General features: G+C 66.3%; 15 protein-coding genes. 10 read left to right on the forward strand and 5 right to left on the reverse strand.

All coding sequences use genetic code 11. From position 1 onward, the window contains the following. Window positions 1–2: 2 nt before the first annotated feature. Window positions 3–1328 carry an MFS transporter gene (locus AWB80_RS09605; protein ID WP_061174419.1) on the reverse strand — a complete coding sequence of 442 codons (1326 nt, stop codon included), beginning with the start codon at window positions 1326–1328 and terminating at the stop codon, window positions 3–5. A gap of 636 nt (window positions 1329–1964) precedes the next feature. Between AWB80_RS09605 and cobA the strand changes: the two genes are divergently transcribed. The 9 genes from cobA (at window position 1965) to AWB80_RS09650 (ending at window position 13223) form a co-directional block, all read left to right on the forward strand. Further along, window positions 1965–2732, forward strand: coding sequence for a uroporphyrinogen-III C-methyltransferase (gene cobA, locus AWB80_RS09615; RefSeq protein WP_061174421.1), 768 nt, complete (start codon window positions 1965–1967; stop codon window positions 2730–2732). Window positions 2733–2825: 93 nt separating this feature from the next. Beyond that, entirely contained in the window at window positions 2826–3398 is a 573-nt protein-coding gene (locus tag AWB80_RS09620; protein ID WP_061174422.1) for an ANTAR domain-containing response regulator, read from the forward strand. A 13-nt stretch (window positions 3399–3411) separates the two neighbouring features. Then, window positions 3412–4542, forward strand: coding sequence for a CmpA/NrtA family ABC transporter substrate-binding protein (locus tag AWB80_RS09625; protein ID WP_061174423.1), 1131 nt, complete (start codon window positions 3412–3414; stop codon window positions 4540–4542). Window positions 4543–4587: 45 nt separating this feature from the next. Then, complete coding sequence (locus AWB80_RS09630; RefSeq protein ID WP_061174424.1) at window positions 4588–5073, forward strand: adenosine-specific kinase; 486 nt, start codon at window positions 4588–4590, stop codon at window positions 5071–5073. 298 nt (window positions 5074–5371) lie between these two features. Next, entirely contained in the window at window positions 5372–5956 is a 585-nt protein-coding gene (locus tag AWB80_RS09635) for a DUF2760 domain-containing protein (RefSeq protein ID WP_061174425.1), read from the forward strand. Further along, a complete protein-coding gene (locus AWB80_RS09640) occupies window positions 5953–7839 on the forward strand; it encodes an Hsp70 family protein (RefSeq protein ID WP_061174426.1) in 1887 nt (628 codons plus the stop codon). The genes AWB80_RS09635 and AWB80_RS09640 overlap by 4 nt, the downstream gene beginning before the upstream one ends. Next, complete coding sequence (locus tag AWB80_RS09645; protein WP_061174427.1) at window positions 7840–10626, forward strand: Hsp70 family protein; 2787 nt, start codon at window positions 7840–7842, stop codon at window positions 10624–10626. 158 nt (window positions 10627–10784) lie between these two features. Further along, window positions 10785–10943 carry a hypothetical protein gene (locus AWB80_RS43910; protein ID WP_157696177.1) on the forward strand — a complete coding sequence of 53 codons (159 nt, stop codon included), beginning with the start codon at window positions 10785–10787 and terminating at the stop codon, window positions 10941–10943. 258 nt (window positions 10944–11201) lie between these two features. After that, window positions 11202–13223 carry a hybrid sensor histidine kinase/response regulator gene (locus AWB80_RS09650; RefSeq protein WP_244206456.1) on the forward strand — a complete coding sequence of 674 codons (2022 nt, stop codon included), beginning with the start codon at window positions 11202–11204 and terminating at the stop codon, window positions 13221–13223. Window positions 13224–13853: 630 nt separating this feature from the next. Here AWB80_RS09650 and AWB80_RS09660 read toward each other — a convergent pair. Continuing rightward, window positions 13854–14528, reverse strand: a complete 675-nt coding sequence (locus tag AWB80_RS09660; protein WP_061174428.1) for an alpha/beta hydrolase — start codon at window positions 14526–14528, stop codon at window positions 13854–13856. Between the two features lie 18 nt (window positions 14529–14546). Next, window positions 14547–14936, reverse strand: a complete 390-nt coding sequence (locus AWB80_RS09665; RefSeq protein ID WP_061174429.1) for an MAPEG family protein — start codon at window positions 14934–14936, stop codon at window positions 14547–14549. A gap of 81 nt (window positions 14937–15017) precedes the next feature. Between AWB80_RS09665 and AWB80_RS09670 the strand changes: the two genes are divergently transcribed. Then, a complete protein-coding gene (locus tag AWB80_RS09670) occupies window positions 15018–15413 on the forward strand; it encodes a PPC domain-containing DNA-binding protein (RefSeq protein ID WP_061174430.1) in 396 nt (131 codons plus the stop codon). Here AWB80_RS09670 and AWB80_RS09675 read toward each other — a convergent pair. Both AWB80_RS09675 and AWB80_RS09680 read right to left on the reverse strand, forming a co-directional pair. Next, window positions 15400–16242: a metallophosphoesterase family protein gene (locus tag AWB80_RS09675; RefSeq protein WP_061174431.1), complete on the reverse strand. Its 843-nt coding sequence runs from the start codon at window positions 16240–16242 to the stop codon at window positions 15400–15402. The genes AWB80_RS09670 and AWB80_RS09675 overlap by 14 nt on opposite strands. Then, a complete protein-coding gene (locus AWB80_RS09680) occupies window positions 16239–17237 on the reverse strand; it encodes a diacylglycerol/lipid kinase family protein (RefSeq protein ID WP_061174432.1) in 999 nt (332 codons plus the stop codon). Before AWB80_RS09680 ends, AWB80_RS09675 begins: the two co-directional genes overlap by 4 nt. Between the last annotated feature and the right edge of the window lie 76 nt (window positions 17238–17313).

Consider the following 17313-nt stretch of genomic DNA (forward strand, 5'->3'; position numbering starts at 1 on the left):
TTTTAGTTTGCAACGACGTTGTTGGCTGCGAGCGCGCTTTCGCGCAGCGCGGCTTCGCGTGCCTTGTGTTCGGGCGAGAAGCGCACCGCGAGCGCGCACAGCGCCGTGCCCGCCACGACCACGCCGAGCATCGAGAGGGTTGCCTGCGCGTTGCCGAGACCTTTCATCAGGAAGCCCGCCGCGACCGCGCCGACGTTGCCGCCCGCACCGATCACACCGGCGACGCCGCCGAGCGCCTTGCGGTCGATGAACGGCACGAGCGCGTAGGTCGCGCCACACGCCATGTGCGTGAAGAGACCGAAGACGAGCATCGAAACGATCGCGAGCACGACGCTCGGCGCATGCGCGAACGCATAGAGGCCGATGCCTTCGCCCGCGATCAGCGCAAACAGCAGCGTCGCGCGGACATCGAGGCCTTTCTTCGCGGCGGCTTTGTCCGAGAGCCAGCCGCCGAGCGCGCGGGCGAACAGCGCGAGCAGGCCGAAGCTGCCCGCCGCCATGCCCGCCTGACCGAGCGTGAGACTGAAGTGATCGACGTAGTAGATCGCCGCCATGTTGTGGATGAACACCTCCACGCCGAAGCACGCGCCATACGTCACGAACAGCATCCACACGCGATAGTTCGAGCACGCGGTCACGAAGCTCTGCCAGCCGCCCTTCTTGCCGCCGTCGATCGCGATGCCCGCGCGGCGCAGCGTCGAGAAATCGCCTTGCGGGCAGTCCTGCGTGTAGCGCCAGTAGAAGAAGGCCATCACCGGCATCGCGAGGCCCGGCACGATCAGCGCGACGCGCCATGCCGATGCTTCGCCCGTGCCGAGCGCGATCGCCGCCGCGACCAGCAGCGGGATGATCGCCTGCGCCGCGCCCGCGCCCGCATTGCCCCAGCCGGCCGTCGTCGCATTCGCGGTGCCGACGACGTTCGGCGCGAACATCACCGAGGTGTGGTACTGCGTGATGACGAAACTCGCGCCGATCGCGCCGATCGCGAGACGGCACCACAGGAAGCTGTCGTAGCCCGTCGACAGCGCCGCGCCGAGGACCGGCACGGCGCCCGCGAGCAGCAGCGCGCTATACACCTTGCGCGGGCCGAAGCGATCGCACATCGGGCCGACGACGAGACGCACCAGAATCGTCACGGCCACGGCCGCGATGTTGATGTTGGCAACCTGATCCGCCGTGAGTCCGTATTCGCGCTTGATGAGCGGCATCAGCGGCGCGCAGGCGAACCACGCGAAGAAGCACACGAAGAACGCCATCCACGTGAGATGGAAGGCGCGCATCGGCGCGCTGCGCATGCTGAAGAGATCGATCCGGGTGGCTTTGTCCATCGTCTTTCCGCCAAAAAGAAAGGCGTCCCGCGCATTCGACCGGTTGGCCGAATGCGGGGGACGCCGTTGTCCGATGCCCGCATGGCTGCAACCTGCCGGGCGCTGTATTCAGGACGGATCGCCGTTGATCCGATGGCAAGTCATAAGGCAAGGGCTATGCCATGCGCGATGATTCAGCCGGAAAGGCTTGCTGGCAAAGGCTCGGCGGGATGCGTGCGGCGCGCGTGCACAGTCACGCGGCGGCGCGTTTCGATGCAGACGGGCACAGGGATGGTGCGACGCAGCACTGATGCCGTGCGAGCGCGCATCGACACTCAATGCGGGCAGGACGATTTTTGTACCATTCGGTTAGCCAGCAGGTTCACTCGAACGAAGCACATGCGCGCCGAAGCGGTGCCGCACGAGCGCCGCGCGCACAACGACAGTGCGATGAACGGCTGCACGGCCTCATTCCACGCAATGGCCCACTTATTGCATTGATGGAAGCGCTGCGGGCAACGGCGTTCGCGGCACATCGATACATAAGAGCAAGGACAAGGGCGTCCCCATCGTGCAACGACACGAGCGGACGCTATCGGCGTTTGCCGCGCCGATGCGCCTCACATACGCAAGTACGCACGGACTCAGGAAGCAACCATGAGCACCATCAAAGGCAAAGTCACTCTGTTGAGCGCAGGCCCCGGCGATCTGGATCTGCTGACCCTGCGCGCCGCGAAGGCGCTCGCCGCCGCGGACATCCTGCTCGTCGACGATCTCGCCAACGCCGATATCGTCACGCTTGCGCCGCATGCGCGCGTGATCCGCGTCGGCAAGCGCGGCGGCTGCAAGTCGACGCCGCAGGCGTTCATTCAGCGCCTCATGCAGCGTTACGCGAAGAAGGGGCTGCACGTCGTGCGCGTGAAGGGCGGCGATGCGCTGCTGTTCGGCCGCGCGGGCGAAGAGATCGCCGCATTGCGTGAAGCGCATATTACGGTCGACATCATCAATGGCGTGTCGTCGGGATTCGCGGCGGCGGCGGGACTCGGCATCTCGCTCACGCATCGCGATCATTGCCAGGGCGTGACCTTCGTCACCGCGCACATGCAGGATCACAGTCAGCCCGACTGGGCCGCGCTCGCCTCCACGGGCACCACGCTCGCGATCTATATGGGCATGAGCCGCATCGCGAGTCTCACGGCATCGTTGCTGGACGCGTTGCCCGCGAGCACGCCCGCGGCCGTCGTGCAGAACGCGGGTTCGGCGCAGGAAAAGCGGCTCGTCACGACGCTCGACAGGCTCGCCGGAGAAGCTATCGCAGCGGGCCTCGGCAGTCCCGCGGTGATTCTCATCGGCGGCGCGATCGGCGAAGCGGCAGAATTCACGGCGCACGCTGCACGCGCCGAAGGCCTGGCCCATGCAGCGTGAAGCAGGTTCTCAAACGGCAGGCGGCGCGCTAAAGTCGATAGAGTCGTATCAGCCGCTTGTGCCGTTCTTCGCATGACCTCTTCCGCTGCCCGCATGCTGCGCGTTCTCCTCGTTACCGACACCGACAAGCCCATCGGCGATTTGCGCGAGCAACTCGCGCGCATGGGCTATGAAATGCTCGCTGAAGTGGCCGCGCCTTCGGCGTTGCACGCAGCGGTCGAGAGCCAGAAACCCGATGTCGTCATCATCGATACCGAATCGCCCTCGCGCGATACGCTCGAACAACTCGCCGTGATGAACAAGGCCGCGCCGCGTCCCGTGCTGATGTTCAGCAACGACGCCGACCAGCAGTTCATCCGCGCGGCGGTCGGCGCGGGCGTGACCGCGTATTCCGTCGAAGGGCTCGCGCCGGCCCGTCTCGCGCCGATCATCGAAGTCGCGCTCGCGCGTTTCGCGCATGAAGCGCAGTTGCGTCAGCGTCTCGCGAAGGTCGAGGATGAACTGGAGCAGCGCAAGGTCATCGACCGCGCGAAACGCCTGTTGATGGACAAGCGCGGCATGTCCGAAAGCGATGCCTATGCGGCGCTTCGCAAACGCGCGATGGATCAGGGCGTGAAGGTCGCGGAGATCGCGCGTCAACTGCTCGCGCTGTCCGATCTGTTCTAGCGCCACGATACCCATGAACTCCCCAGACCCGACTCTTCCCGCACCCGAGCGCACGCATCTGCGGCTCGGCTTCGTCGCCCTGTCCGATGCCGCGCCGCTCGCCGTCGCCGCGCTGCGCGATCTCGGCGCACGGCACGGCATCACTATCGAACTGTGTCGACAGCCGTCGTGGGCGGCCGTGCGCGACAAGCTGCTGTCCGGCGAAATCGACGCCGCACACGCGCTCTATGGGCTCGTGTATGGCGTGCAACTGGGCATCGGCGGGCCGCAGGCGGACATGGGCGTGCTGATGGTGCTGAACCGCAACGGCCAGGCGATCACGCTGTCGTGTCCGCTCGCCGATGCGGTCGAACGCGGCGCGAGCGTGAAAGACGCGTTGCGTTCGCTCGGGCGGCCGCCGGTCATCGCGCAGACCTTTCCGACCGGCACGCACGCGATGTGGCTGTATTACTGGCTCGCGGCGCACGGCGTGCATCCATTGCGCGATGTGCAGAGCATCGTGATTCCGCCGCCGCGCATGGCCGATGCGCTCGTTGAAGGCGCGCTCGACGGCTTCTGCGCGGGTGAGCCGTGGCACGCGGTGGCTGAAGCGCGCGGCGCGGGCAGGACGGTCGCGTATACGAGCGAGATCTGGCCGGATCATCCCGAGAAGGTGCTCGCGTGCCGGCGCGAGTTCGCCGCGCTCTATCCGAACACGGCGCGCGCGCTCGTGCGCACGATGCTCGATGCATGCGCATGGCTCGATGCGAGCGCGCATCGTGCGGAAATCGCGGAGGCATTGGCTGCGCCGGAACTGCTCGGCGTGCCGCGCGGGCTGATCGAGCCGCGCCTTGCCGCGGCCAACGGCGGCGATGCGCGCGCGCTGCCGGTGCGTTTCTTCGATGGCGGCGCGGTCAACTATCCGCGCGTATCGGACGGGCTGTGGTTCATCACGCAGTATCGGCGCTGGGGCATGCTCGATGGTGATATCGATGACACGGCGATTGCGGCGAGCGTCAACCAGACCGCGCTTTATCGCGAAGCGGCGCAGGCGGCGGGCATCGCGCTGCCGGACGAACGGCAGGCCGCGACTTTCTGCGATGGCCACGTGTGGGATGGCGGCGATGCGGCGGGGTATCTCGCGGAGTTCGAAATACGCGCGTAGAAAAGCGCCTACCATGGAATCTCCAGGGCGCACCGGAGATCCACCATGGAACTGCTCGCCATCGCCATCGACAAGCCCGAGGACACCAACTTCATCCTCGGCCAGTCGCATTTCATCAAGACGGTCGAGGATCTGCACGAGGCGCTCGTCGGCGCGGTGCCGGGCATCCGCTTCGGGCTCGCGTTCTGCGAGGCGTCGGGCAAGCGGCTCGTGCGAACCTCGGGCACGGACGACGGGCTCGTCGAGCTGGCCGCGCGCAATGCGCAGAACATCGGCGCGGGGCACAGCTTCATCATCGTGCTCGGCGATGGCTTCTTTCCCGTGAACGTGCTCAATACCGTCAAGACCGTGCCGGAGGTCTGCCGCATCTTCTGCGCGACCGCCAATCCGACGCAGGTGCTCGTCGCGCAGACCGATCAGGGGCGCGGGATCGTCGGCGTGGTGGATGGCCTGCCGCCGCTCGGCATCGAAACGGCCGAGGACGTGCAATGGCGTCATGACCTGCTGCGCAAGATCGGCTACAAGGCCTGAATCGCGGAACGAAGCGCCGCCACGCCTTGACTTGCCGGCGCAAATCGCGAGAATGAGGCCCGCCCGACGCGCGCCCCGCCCGCGCTTTTTTCCGGCCGGGGCGCGACATCATGGAAAATATCGGGATGCGGTATAAAAGCCGCTAGCGTCTTTTTCGATCTTTCATGTCTTTCGGCGCGCCCGAGAGCCGCATGAACAGACGAATCCCGGCATCACACCCGCCGACACGGCACCGAACACCGGCCACCCGCGCCGCCCGAGGACAGGGTCGTCCTCGCGCGGCCAACAGGAGCATCACATGACCGACATGAATCCAGGCTTTTTCGGCAGGATAGGCATTGCCTTCGGCGCCTTTTTCGGCATTCTGGGCAATGCAGCGTTCGCGGGCCGCGTGCAGCGCCTGCGCGAAGCGCCCGAAGCGCCCGATTTCGCAACGGAAGCGCCCAGGCCCGCCGCCGCGCCCGTTCAACCTGCTCAGCCCGCGCCGTCCGTGCTGAAGGAAGCCAGTCCCATCGCGGCGCTGCAACTGCTCGGCCTTCTGCAGCGCGATGCGCGTTTCATCGATTTCGTCGAAGAGGACATCGCCAAATACAGCGATGCCGATATCGGTGCGGCCGCGCGTCTCGTGCACGACGGCTGCCGCGCCGTGCTGCGCGAGCATTTCTCGATCAAGCCGGTGCGCACCGAAGCCGAAGGCAGCCGCATCACGCTGCAGGAAGGCTTCGACGCCGCTGCGGTGCGCCTGACGGGCAATGTCGTCGGCAAGCCGCCTTTCAACGGCAGCATCAGCCATCGCGGCTGGAAGGTCGAGGACACGCGCCTGCCGAAGCTCGCGCCGTCCCATGATGCGAGCATCGTCGCACCGGCGGAGGTGGAACTGTGAGCGATCTCGACAACAACCAAAACCGCGCGCGCTATTCGATTGGCGTCGATCTCGGCACGACGCATTGCGCACTCTCCTACGTCGACATGAGCGCGAGCGACGGCGAAAAGACCGCGCAAGGCGTGCTGCCGGTCTCGCAACTGACCGCGCCCGGCGCCGCCGAAGAGCGCGAACTGCTGCCTTCGTTTCTCTATCTGCCGCACGAGAACGAACTCGCGCCCGGCGATCTCACGCTGCCGTGGACGCAGGAGCGCAAATTCATCGTCGGCGAACTGGCGAGAAGCCGCGGCGCGGGCACGCCCATTCGCCTCGTCTCCAGCGCGAAAAGCTGGCTGTGTCATCCGGGCGTCGATCGCCGCGCGGCGATCCTGCCGTCCGATGCGCCCGAGGAAGTCGAGCGCGTGTCGCCGCTGGAAAGCTCGGTGCGCTATCTGACGCACTTGCGCGAGGCGTGGAATCACGCGCATCCGGATGCGCCGTTCGATCAGCAGGACGTCACCGTGACGATTCCCGCTTCCTTCGATCCCGCCGCCCGCGAACTCACCGCCGAGGCGGCCGCGGCCGCCGGCTACACGCGCATGACGCTGCTCGAAGAGCCGCAAGCCGCGCTCTATAGCTGGATCCAGAAGTCGAGCGGCGGCTGGCGCAAGCAGGTCAAGGTGGGCGATGTGATTCTCGTCGTCGATGTCGGCGGCGGCACCACCGACCTGTCGCTGATCGCGGTCGTCGAACGCGAGGGGAATCTGGAATTGCATCGCGTGGCGGTCGGCGAGCATATCCTGCTCGGCGGCGACAACATGGACCTAGCGCTTGCGCATACCGTCGCGCGCAAGCTCGCTGCGGTTGGCACGCAGCCCGATCCGTGGCAGTTGCGCGCGCTCACCTACGCGTGCCGCGCGGCGAAGGAAACGCTGCTCTCCGATCCCTCGGTCGATGCCGTGCCGCTCGTCGTGCCGAGCCGCGGCTCGAAGCTGATCGGCGGGTCGCTGCGCACCGAACTCACGCGCGCCGAACTCACGCAGATCCTGCTCGAAGGCTTTTTCCCGCAAGTCGATGCAGCGGCGCGGCCGGTTTCGCGCGCGCGCGTCGGTCTTACGCAGCTCGGTCTGCCCTACGCGCAGGACGCCGCCGTCACGCGCCATCTCGCCGCGTTCCTCGGCCGTCAGGTCAATGCGCTCGCGGAAGTCGAAGGCCTTCAGCATCAGGCGCCGCAAGGCGCGACGCTGCTGCATCCGACCGTCGTGCTCTTCAACGGCGGCGTGTTCAAGTCGCCGTTGCTGGTCGAACGCGTGATGTCGACGCTGAACGCCTGGCTCGCCGCCGAGAGCGCGCCCGCCGCGCGCCTGCTCGAAGGCGCGGACCTCGATCTGGCGGTTGCGCGCGGCGCGGCCTATTACGGCTACGTGCGGCACGGCAAGGGCGTGCGCATCCGGGGCGGCACGGCGCGCGCGTACTACGTCGCGGTCGAATCGGCAATGCCCGCCGTGCCCGGACTGGAGCCGCCCGTGCAGGCGCTGTGCGTCGCGCCGTTCGGCATGGAGGAAGGCACCGACGCCGCATTGCCCGCGCAGGAATTCGGGCTCGTCGTCGGCGAGCCGGTGCATTTCCGCTTCTTTGGCTCGTCGGTGCGCCGTCAGGATCAGGTCGGCACGCTGCTCGATTACTGGCAGCCGGACGAATTGCAGGAGCTCGAAGAAATCGAGGCGTCGCTGCCGCCCGAAGGCCGCACGCCCGGCGAAGTCGTGCCCGTCAAGCTGCATGCGCGCGTGACCGAAGCGGGCACGCTCGAACTGGAGGCGATTCCGCGCGGCTCGTCCGAGCGCTGGAAAGTGGAGTTCGACGTGCGCGGCGGCGTCAGCGCGGATCAGGGCATGGGCCTGTAAGTGTCCACGCGCAAGCACAAGGCGGTGGACGCGCGGTACAGCGTCGGCATTGATCTGGGGACGAGCAATACCGTCGTCGCCTATGCGGAGGCCGGCTCGAACGATATCCGCGTGTTCGAGATCGAGCAGCTGGTCGGCGCGGGCGAAGTCGCAGCGCTCGCGCTCCTGCCGTCGCTGCGCTACCACTTCGCGCCGGGCGAACTCAAGTCCGACGATCTGCAACTGCCGTGGGGCGAGATGGAAGCGCCCGCCGTCATCGGTGCCTTCGCGCGCAAGCTCGGCGCGCAGGTGCCCGGACGGCTCGTGTCGAGCGCGAAAAGCTGGCTGTCGCATGCGGCGGTCGATCGTCTCGCGCCGATCCTCCCGTGGGGCGCGAGCGACGACGTCGAAAAAATCTCGCCCGTGATCGCCAGCGCGAGCTATCTGGCGCACGTGCACGCGGCGTGGAACGAGCGCTTTCCGGACGCGCCGCTCGACGCGCAGGACGTGGTGCTGACCGTGCCCGCCTCGTTCGATGAAGGCGCGCGCGCCCTCACGCTCGAAGCCGCGCGGATGGCGGGACTCGAAAAACTGCGGCTGCTGGAGGAACCGCAGGCCGCGTTCTACGACTGGCTGTTTCATCATCGCGAGACGCTCGCCGGCGAACTCGCGTCGACGCGGCTCGTGCTGATCGTCGACGTCGGCGGCGGCACCACCGACCTCACGCTCATCCAGGTCGCGATGGACAACGGCGAGCCGACGCTCACGCGTATCGGCGTCGGCAACCATCTGATGCTCGGCGGCGACAACATGGACCTCGCGCTCGCGCATCTCGTCGAGAGGCGCCTCGCAGGCGGCGATGCGCGGCTGTCGGCCGCGCGGCTCTCGCAACTCGTCGAGCGCTGCCGCGCCGCGAAGGAACGGCTGCTCGGCGAGAACGCGCCCGAGTCCACGTCGATCACGCTGCTCGGCGCGGGCGCGAAGCTCATCGGCGGCGCGCGCTCGACCGACGTCACGCGTGACGAGATCGGGCAGATCATCGTCGAAGGCTTTTTCCCGAAGGTGTCCGTGGGCGATCGGCCGGGTCGCTCGCGTGGCGGCATCGTCGAATTCGGGCTGCCGTATGCGAGCGATCCGGCCATCACGCGGCATATCGCGGCCTTTCTCGGCCAGCACGCGGGCGAGGCGCGCAAAGCGCTCGACGTGTCCGCCGACACGCTCGCCATTCCGGACACCTTGCTGCTGAATGGCGGCGTGTTCCGCGCCGATCCGCTCGCGCGACGCATCGCCGATACGCTTTCCGGCTGGCGCGGCGAAGCGCTCAACGTGCTCGCGAACGGCAATCCCGATGTCGCGGTCGCGCGCGGCGCGGTCGCCTATGCGCTCGCGCGCGCGGGCCATGCGCCGAAGATCGGCGGCGGCTCGGCGCGCAGCTTCTTCCTGCTGCTCGAAGACGAAGCCAGCGCGACGCGCGGCGTGTGCGTGCTGCCGCGCGGCACCGAGGAAGGTCAGGCGATCCATCTCGCCGAGCGCACCTTCGCGCTCACGCTCGGCGCGCCGGTGCGCTTTCATTTGGCGTCGTCGGTGGCGGAGACGGCGTACGAGCCGGGAGAACTCGCGGATCTCGCGGCTGGATCGGGCGATTTCGTGCGCCTGCCGCCGATCGCGACGGTCGTCGATCCACACGCCGCGAATCACGGCCGGGCGCGCGAAACGCCCGTGCATCTGACAACCTCGCTCACCGAAGTCGGCACGCTGGAGATGCACTGCATCGCCGTCGACGATCCCGCGAAACGCTGGCTGCTCGAATTCCAGCTTCGTCAGGAAGCGCCCCAAACCGACGATGCCGCGAGCGAATCTCATCCGGCGTTGCCGAAAGCCATCGAACTGATCGACCGTACCTTCGGCTCGCGCGCGCAGGATGTCGGCCCGAAGGAAATCAAACGCCTGCGCGCGCAACTCGAACAGACGCTCGGCGTGCGCGACACCTGGGATATCGCGCTGCTGCGTGAACTGTTCGGCGCGCTGTTCGAGCGCGCGAAGAAGCGCCGCCGCAGCGCCGATCACGAGCGCCTGTGGCTCAATCTCGCGGGCTACTGCATGCGGCCGGGCTTCGGCCATCCGCTCGACGAATGGCGCGCCGAGCAGTTGTGGACGCTGTTCGATCAGGGCATCCAGTACAGCAACGAAAGCCAGATCTGGTCGGAATGGTGGACGCTCTGGCGCCGCGCGGCGGGCGGGCTTCCCGAAGCAGCGCAGCTGCGGCTTCTCGATGACATGGCCTTCGTCCTCCAGCCGCCCGGCACGAGCCGCTATCGCCGCGCGGCGGGCGCGGCGCGCGCGGGCTACGAAGACATGGTGCGGCTCGCGGCATCGCTCGAGCATGTGCCTGTCGAACGCAAGATCGAGGTCGGCGAGTGGCTGCTCACGCGCCTGAAGAAGCCTTCGGAGAACGTGCAGAGCTGGTGGGCGCTGGGCCGTATCGGCGCGCGCGCACCGTTCTATGGCAGCGCGCACGGCGTCGTGCCGCCGGAGGTCGCGCTCGCGTGGCTCGATGCGATTCTCGCGCTCGACTGGAAGAAGATCGATCCGGCCGCGTTCGCCGCCGTGCAGATCGCGCGCATGACCGGCGACCGTTCCCGCGATCTGCCCGACGAGGCGCGCGCCGCCGTCGTGCAGCGCCTCGAAGCGATGAGCGCGGCGCACGCGTGGATCGCGATGGTCCGCGAGGCCGTCGAGCTGGATCGCGCGGACGTGGGCCGCGTGTTCGGCGAAACGCTGCCGGCCGGGCTGAAGCTGATCCGTTGATCGTCTGAAGCGCGTCGCGCATCGTGTCGAAATGCTTCGTCCTCAGAAGTTTTTTGGCCGATGCGTTGCGCGAGAAGCCCGCCGGCTCTTGAATACCGGCTGACCGCGTCCTATGGTTATCAGTGTGTCGATATGGACACACACTGAAGGAGGTCAGCATGCCATCCCCACGCAAGGCTCAGGCGAGCCAACCCGCTGAAACCGAAATGTCGAGCCGCAAGAAAACGGCCGGCAGCAAGGCGTCGCCCGCGAAGGCTGCCGGCGCGAAGGAAATGCAGGTCACGAAGCGCACCACGAAGGCCAAACCGAAAAGCTGAGCAACCCGAAGAACCGCCCTCGTCATCGTGCGGGGGGCATTCGATATGGCTGTCCTTCGAATCGGCGAGCGAAAAACCAGACGCTCGCCGTTCGGCTCCGTCCGATCTTCTCCCTCCCCCTCCGTCCGCTCCGCCTCCAGAACACGCCAAAAAAGCGCAATAATTTCCGGGTATAACGGCTGATTGCTAAAAAAAGGCGTATTTGTATGACCGCATTGGCCTAAAGTAGATAACCCCGATTCCGTTCCGTGAGCGAGCATGAAGATGGCCGTCCCCCAGCGCGCCGCCGGTGCGCGCAATCCAGGCATTCTCTTCGCGGCGGCCCGCGAAGCCGGCATGAGCCTGGTGCGCAATCTCTCGATTCCGGCGCCGTTCTCCGATCCCGCGCTCGAGGCGCAGTTTCTCGAAGACCACAGTCAGCGCTTCTGCGCGTTCCGGCGTGCGTCGACGCTGCTCGCGCTCGCCATCTGGACGTGCTTTCTCTGGTGGGATTTCAGCTTCGCGCGCGGCAATCAGGCGCTCGCCGCGCGCCTGCCGGACATCCTCGCGCTGCGCTTCGCGGGCATCGCGCTGCTGTTCTTCGTCGGCGTGCTGGTGCTGCGGCCGTCGTTCCGCTCGCACGCGACCGGCCAGCGCATCATTCTGACGGGGATCTACGGGCTGCTGTGCCTGATTCTCACGATGGTCGCGATCACGCCCGCGCCCTATAACTACACGCAGCATTTCATCGGCCTTTGTCTCGCGCTGTTCTTCCAGTTCAGCTTTTTCTATTTGCGCTCGCGCGTCGCGCTGACCGCCGGCATCATCACGATGGCGTCGATCGTCCTGCTGCAGATCACCCTGCATCTGCTCAACCCCGAGGACTTCTTCGCCGGGCTGTTCTATATGTTCAACGTCGTGGTCGTGGGGCACGGCGTCTGCACGCACGCCGAGCGCGTGTCGCGCGAGCGTTACAGCTCGGAGCGCGCGCTCGCGTCGCTCAACGACGAATTGCGCGCCGCGAACGTCTCGCTCGGCCGCAAGAATCGCGAACTCGAAGTCTCGAAGAAGGATCAGGAGAACAAGACTCACGCGCTGCTCGCGCTGCGCGAACAGCAGATGATCGCCGCGCAGACCGCGAGCCGCGATAAATCCAACTTCCTCGCCGCCGCGACGCACGACCTGCGCCAGCCGATGCACGCGCTCAACCTGTTCCTGCAGGCCGCCGCCGAGGCCATCCGCAACGGCGAGTTCGATCAGGCGGAGCGTCTCATCAACGAATGCGGGCGCTCGTCCGTGATCCTCGCGCGGCTTCTGAATGCGGTGCTCGATCTGTCGCGGCTGGAATCGGGGCGCGTCGTGCCGCGCTATCACGTGTTCGACGTGCGGCAGATCGTCGAGGAAGCCGCCGAGCAGTTGCGGCCCTTCGCGATGAGCCGCGGCGTCGAACTGCGCTTGAGGCTGCCGAAGGAAGATGTCGTCTGCGTGCGCAGCGATTCGCACTGGCTCGGGCGCGCGGTCGCCAATCTCGTGTCGAACGGCATCAAGTACGCGGACCAGAACAAATCGTCGAAGCCGACGGTGATCGTCGGCGTGGTGCGCTCCGCGACGCGCGCGCGCATCGACGTGCTGGATAACGGCATCGGCATTCCGGCCGATTATTTCGACGCGATTTTTCAGCCGTTCTTTCAGGTCGACAATCCCGAGCAGGATCGCGACAAAGGGCTGGGACTGGGGCTGTCGATCGTCAATGCCGTGATCTCGATGCTGGATCAGCATCGCATCGAGCTGAAATCGACCGAAGGCCGCGGCTCGCGTTTTTCGCTCGAAATGCCGTTGTGCGGGCCATCGGCCGACAAGCCTTCGGCGCGCGCGCCCGCTCGCTCGGAAGCGGCGGAAATGGCGCAGCTCAAGGGACGTTACGTGCTGCTCGTCGAGGACGATGGTCTCGTGCGCGCGTCGACCGAAGCGCTGCTTTCGCAATGGGGCGTGCTTTATGATTCGGCGGCGAGCTTCGAGGAGTTTCAGTCGATTCTCGGCGATATCGAGCGTTTTCCCGATTTGATCATCACGGACTTCCGGTTGCGCGACGCGAAGACCGCGCGTGAAGTCGCCATGCTCGGCGCGGCAAGGCTCGGACGGCCGTGCCCTTGTCTCGTCGTGACGGGGGAGCCGGCGGCGAGCATCGTGCCGCTCGCGTGTGAGCAGGATGTGCTTTCCAAGCCGGTCAGTCCAGCGGACTTGCGGCGAGGGATGCTGGCGCTGATTGATGGTTGCTCTTGCGAAACCGTTGGTGTTTGAAGAGCGTTCGCCAGATCCCGTCTGCGTGTCGGTTTGTTAGCGTTGCCCCTGTGCGGGGCGGCAGTCACTTTCTTTGCTGCTGCAAAGAAAGTAACCAAAGAAACAGCTTGTTCAATCCTGAACGCTTCACACCGGCCGCGGCACAGGCGAGCGGCTAGGGCACAGCAGTAGCGAGTGCCCTCGTAGGCCTAATCGGGCGTGGACCGCGCACGGTCTGACAAGCTATTAGTTTAAGCGCGCTGGTTCAGCACAAAATAGCTTCGGCACAGCGCTACGCGCTGCCGTTGGGTATGCAAGGGAAACCGACGAGAAAGTAGAAACGCAGAAGCCCACGCAAACCCGATTGACCCATCGGCCGCGAAGCGGGCCGGAGCCTTTTCGTGCTGAACCAGTTTGTTCTGTGGCGCGATGTGGCAGACCGTGCGCGGTCCACGCCCGATGGGGCCTATGGGGGCACTCGCTACTGCTGTGCCCTGGCCGTTCGCCTGTGCCGCGGCCGGCTTGAAGCGTTCCGGATGGAGAAAGCTGCTTTCTTTGGTTACTTTCTTTGCAGCAGCAAAGAAAGTGACTGCCGCCCCGCACAGGGGCAACGCCAATAAACCAACACGAACACGGGATCCGGCGAAAAGCCTAAGCAACCAACCGCGCACCAAGCCACCCCCGCAACGCCTCCACTTCTTCCATGCAGACCGAATGCGTCATCGGATACGCATGCCATTGCACCTCACACCCCTGCGCCCGCGCAAATTCACACGCCTGCTCACCAAGGCTCACATTGAGCACATCGTCGGAACTGCCGTGCGCGGCGAAGATCGAGATCGAGCGATTCGCGTCTGACAGCGATTCATCGATCAGCCCTTCCGACGGAATGTAGCCCGACAGCACGATCAACCCGGCGAGCTTCTCCGGATGCGTGAGGCCCGCGTGATACGTCATCGCCCCGCCCTGCGAAAATCCCGCGATGAAAATCCGCTCGCTCGGAATGCCCTTCGCGTTCTGCTCCGCGATCAGCGCGCGCACGCGTTCCACCGACTGCACGATGCCCGCCTCGTCCACGCGCCGGTTGATGCCCTCGAACGACAAAATGTCATACCACGCGCGCATCACATAGCCGCCATTGGCGGTAACGGCGATCTCGGGCGCGTTCGGAAACACGAAGCGGATGGCGGGCGCATCGGCGATGCGCAGTTCAGGCACGAGCGGCACGAAGTCGTTCGCATCGGCGCCGAGGCCGTGCATCAGGATCACGGCGAATTCGGGATTCGGCGCGGTGTCGATCTCGATGGTCGAAGCTTGATCGGTCATTGCCCTTCACTCCTCTCGTCAGATGATGGGAACGAGAATCTGCACGATGCCGACGACCGACATCAGCCACACCAGCGAGCGCACGAACGGCACGCCCGCCGCATAAAGCGGCACGTAGACGAGGCGCGCGACGAAATAGGTAAGCGCACCCGAATGCGTGAGCGCGTTCTCGCGCCCCGCCACATGCACGATCAGCACCGCGATGGCGAAGATCGGCAGCGTCTCGAACAGATTGGCCTGCGCGCGCATCAGGCGGCCGGACAGCTTGCCGGGCGGCGGCGTGGGGCCGTCACGCGGTCCGGCGTTGTACCTCAGGCCGACTTCCCGATTGCGCACCACTGCGGGGAGCAACACTTGCACCAGCGCCAGCACGAGCGTCCAGGCCAGCATCGTCAGTTCGAAACTCATGGCGTCTCCGGAAAGTGAACCCGCCGCGACGGGTCGCGCCAATCATGCCATCATGGCCTTCGGGCGTGTAGTCTTCCACTCATGCATACGATCACCCTGCGCCTCTCCCCCGGCGACGACCTGCGTGCCGCGCTCGACCACGCGTTTCACGCGCGCGGACTGTCGGCGGCGTTCGTGCTTCAGGGCATCGGCAGCCTGAGCGTCGCCCGATTGCGCTACGCGGGTCGTGACGACGCAGCCGAACTGCGCGGCGACCTCGAAATCCTGACGCTCGCCGGCACGCTATCGGCGCAAGGCCCGCACCTGCACATGAGCGTGTCCGATGCCGATGGCCGCGTCTTCGGCGGCCACGTCACGCCGGGCTGCATCGTGCGCACGACCGTCGAACTCGTCGTCGTGAATCTGCACGGCGAACGTTACACGCGTGAGCACGATGCCGCGACGGGCTTCGCGGAACTCGTCATCAGGAAAGCGTGACGGCGAGCGCGGGCTGCGCGCCGTCGAGCGCGAGTTCGTGGCGCGCGATCTGCTCGAATTCCTCGCTCGTTTCCGAGTAGTCCCAGCGCTCGACCGTCGTTTGCCGCGCGCCGCCGCCGCTGGCGTCGTGGCGAATCACGTTCACCGAATTGTCGATGGTGCCGCGCGTGCGCCACGACAGGGCCGTGCCCGCCTGCACCGCCCACATGCGGCGGCTCAGACCGGCGAAGGTATCGTGCAGCGGCAGCACGTACGGCAGATGGATATGCCCGCCGAGAATCAGGTCCGCGCCCGCGCGCGCCCAGCGCTGCACCGCGCGCTCACGTCCGTGCAGCAGGTTCTTTTCGTCCTGCGCGCGCGTGACGGCCACCGGCTGATGCGTCACCACGACGCGCAACTGCGCCGCGCTCGCCGCCTCCAGGCGCGCCGCGACGCGCCTGATCTGCTGCATCGACACCTCGCCGTCCTTGTGCCGGTATGCGCGCGTCGTGTTTACGCCGAGCACGAGCAATTCCGCCGACTCGAACGAAGGCTCCAGATCGGCGCCGAACGCGCGCTGATGATTCGCATACGGATAGCAGAGCCGCGCAAGCGGATTGAAGAGCGGAATATCGTGATTGCCGGGCACGACCAGCGTCGGCGTCGCGCCGAACGCATCGACGAACGCACGCGCTGCAGAGAACTGCCGCCTGCGGGCGCGCTGCGTGATGTCGCCCGACAGCACGACGAGATCGGGCGCGAGCGCCGCGACGAGACGCAACAGCGCCGCGACCACCTGCGGCCGCTCGGTGCCGAAATGCGTATCGGAAATCTGCAACAGCAAGGTCATGAGCGATTCGCTTCGGCCACCGTCGGTTCGGGCTTGAGCAGGAGAAGCGGCTGGTCGGAAACGCGGAATTCCAGCGGCATGCGCAGCTTCGCGATCTCACCATCGGTCGCGATCTTGACCGATTTGCGCTTCTTCGATGGATGCGTCACCGTGATGCGCTCGAACGTGAAACTCACGACGTGATCCGAATCCGACAGCCGTCCCGCCGCGCCATGCAGCGACAGCCACAGATGCATGAGCCGTCCCACCGGCCGCGGCGCTATCGCGACGAGCAAACCCTGTTCCAGCGCCTGCGCTTCGTCCGGCATGCCAATCTGCTCCATCTGCAGCCGGTTGTTGCCGACGAACAGCGTCGACGAGCGGATTTCCGTCGTGCTGCCATCGTGTTCGATATGCAATCGCAAATGGCGATGCGGCTTCAACATCGTCAAAAGCGCCGACCATAACGCGACGAGCCGGCTGCGGCCGAATTGCCGCTTGTAGATTTCGCGGTCTTCGAGCAGCCGGGGATAGAGCCCGAGGCTCGCGTTGACGAGAAACATCCGGCCGTTCACGAACCCCGCCTGCACCGGATAGGCGCGCGCGTCGAGCAACAGTCTGGTCGATTGTTCGAGGTCGGCGGGAATGCCGTGGTCGCGGCTGAAGTAGTTGAACGTGCCGCGCGGCAGCACCGCGAACGGGCAACCGGCATCGTACGCCGCGTGCGCGACGGTGCAGAGCGTGCCGTCGCCGCCCGCGCCGACGAGCACGCCGTCCTGCGCGCACGCGGCCGCGGCGGTTTCGCGCGCGACGCTCGCCAGGCGGCGCGGATCGTCGACGACGCGCAATTGGAAGCGCCGGCCCGCCGCGCCGAGTTCGCGTTCGAGTACCTCACGTGTCGCGTCGGCCTGCCGGCGGCCCGAGCCCGCGTTCATCACGATGAAGAACGGCGCGTCGGCGGCGAGCGCTTGTCCGGCAATTTCGGCGGATGCGGCGGATGGGACTGTCGGCGTCATCGGCGCTCCTTCTATTGCTCGCGAGCGGATGCACGTCGAGCGTGGCCCGCGCGCGTGCGCAGGCCTGCCGATTATA

The sequence above is a fragment of the Caballeronia pedi genome (genome assembly GCF_001544915.2).
GTDB classification, from domain to species: domain Bacteria; phylum Pseudomonadota; class Gammaproteobacteria; order Burkholderiales; family Burkholderiaceae; genus Caballeronia; species Caballeronia pedi.

Coding starts and splice junctions, on each gene's coding strand:
- AWB80_RS09660 (WP_061174428.1), bottom strand. CDS start 14,528: ATGACCGATCAAGCTTCGACCATCGAGATCGACACCGCGCCGAATCCC.
- AWB80_RS09650 (WP_244206456.1), top strand. CDS start 11,202: ATGAAGATGGCCGTCCCCCAGCGCGCCGCCGGTGCGCGCAATCCAGGC.
- AWB80_RS09665 (WP_061174429.1), bottom strand. CDS start 14,936: ATGAGTTTCGAACTGACGATGCTGGCCTGGACGCTCGTGCTGGCGCTG.
- AWB80_RS09680 (WP_061174432.1), bottom strand. CDS start 17,237: ATGACGCCGACAGTCCCATCCGCCGCATCCGCCGAAATTGCCGGACAA.
- AWB80_RS09670 (WP_061174430.1), top strand. CDS start 15,018: ATGCATACGATCACCCTGCGCCTCTCCCCCGGCGACGACCTGCGTGCC.
- AWB80_RS09630 (WP_061174424.1), top strand. CDS start 4,588: ATGGAACTGCTCGCCATCGCCATCGACAAGCCCGAGGACACCAACTTC.
- AWB80_RS09675 (WP_061174431.1), bottom strand. CDS start 16,242: ATGACCTTGCTGTTGCAGATTTCCGATACGCATTTCGGCACCGAGCGG.
- AWB80_RS09625 (WP_061174423.1), top strand. CDS start 3,412: ATGAACTCCCCAGACCCGACTCTTCCCGCACCCGAGCGCACGCATCTG.
- AWB80_RS43910 (WP_157696177.1), top strand. CDS start 10,785: ATGCCATCCCCACGCAAGGCTCAGGCGAGCCAACCCGCTGAAACCGAA.
- AWB80_RS09605 (WP_061174419.1), bottom strand. CDS start 1,328: ATGGACAAAGCCACCCGGATCGATCTCTTCAGCATGCGCAGCGCGCCG.
- AWB80_RS09620 (WP_061174422.1), top strand. CDS start 2,826: ATGCTGCGCGTTCTCCTCGTTACCGACACCGACAAGCCCATCGGCGAT.
- cobA (WP_061174421.1), top strand. CDS start 1,965: ATGAGCACCATCAAAGGCAAAGTCACTCTGTTGAGCGCAGGCCCCGGC.
- AWB80_RS09635 (WP_061174425.1), top strand. CDS start 5,372: ATGACCGACATGAATCCAGGCTTTTTCGGCAGGATAGGCATTGCCTTC.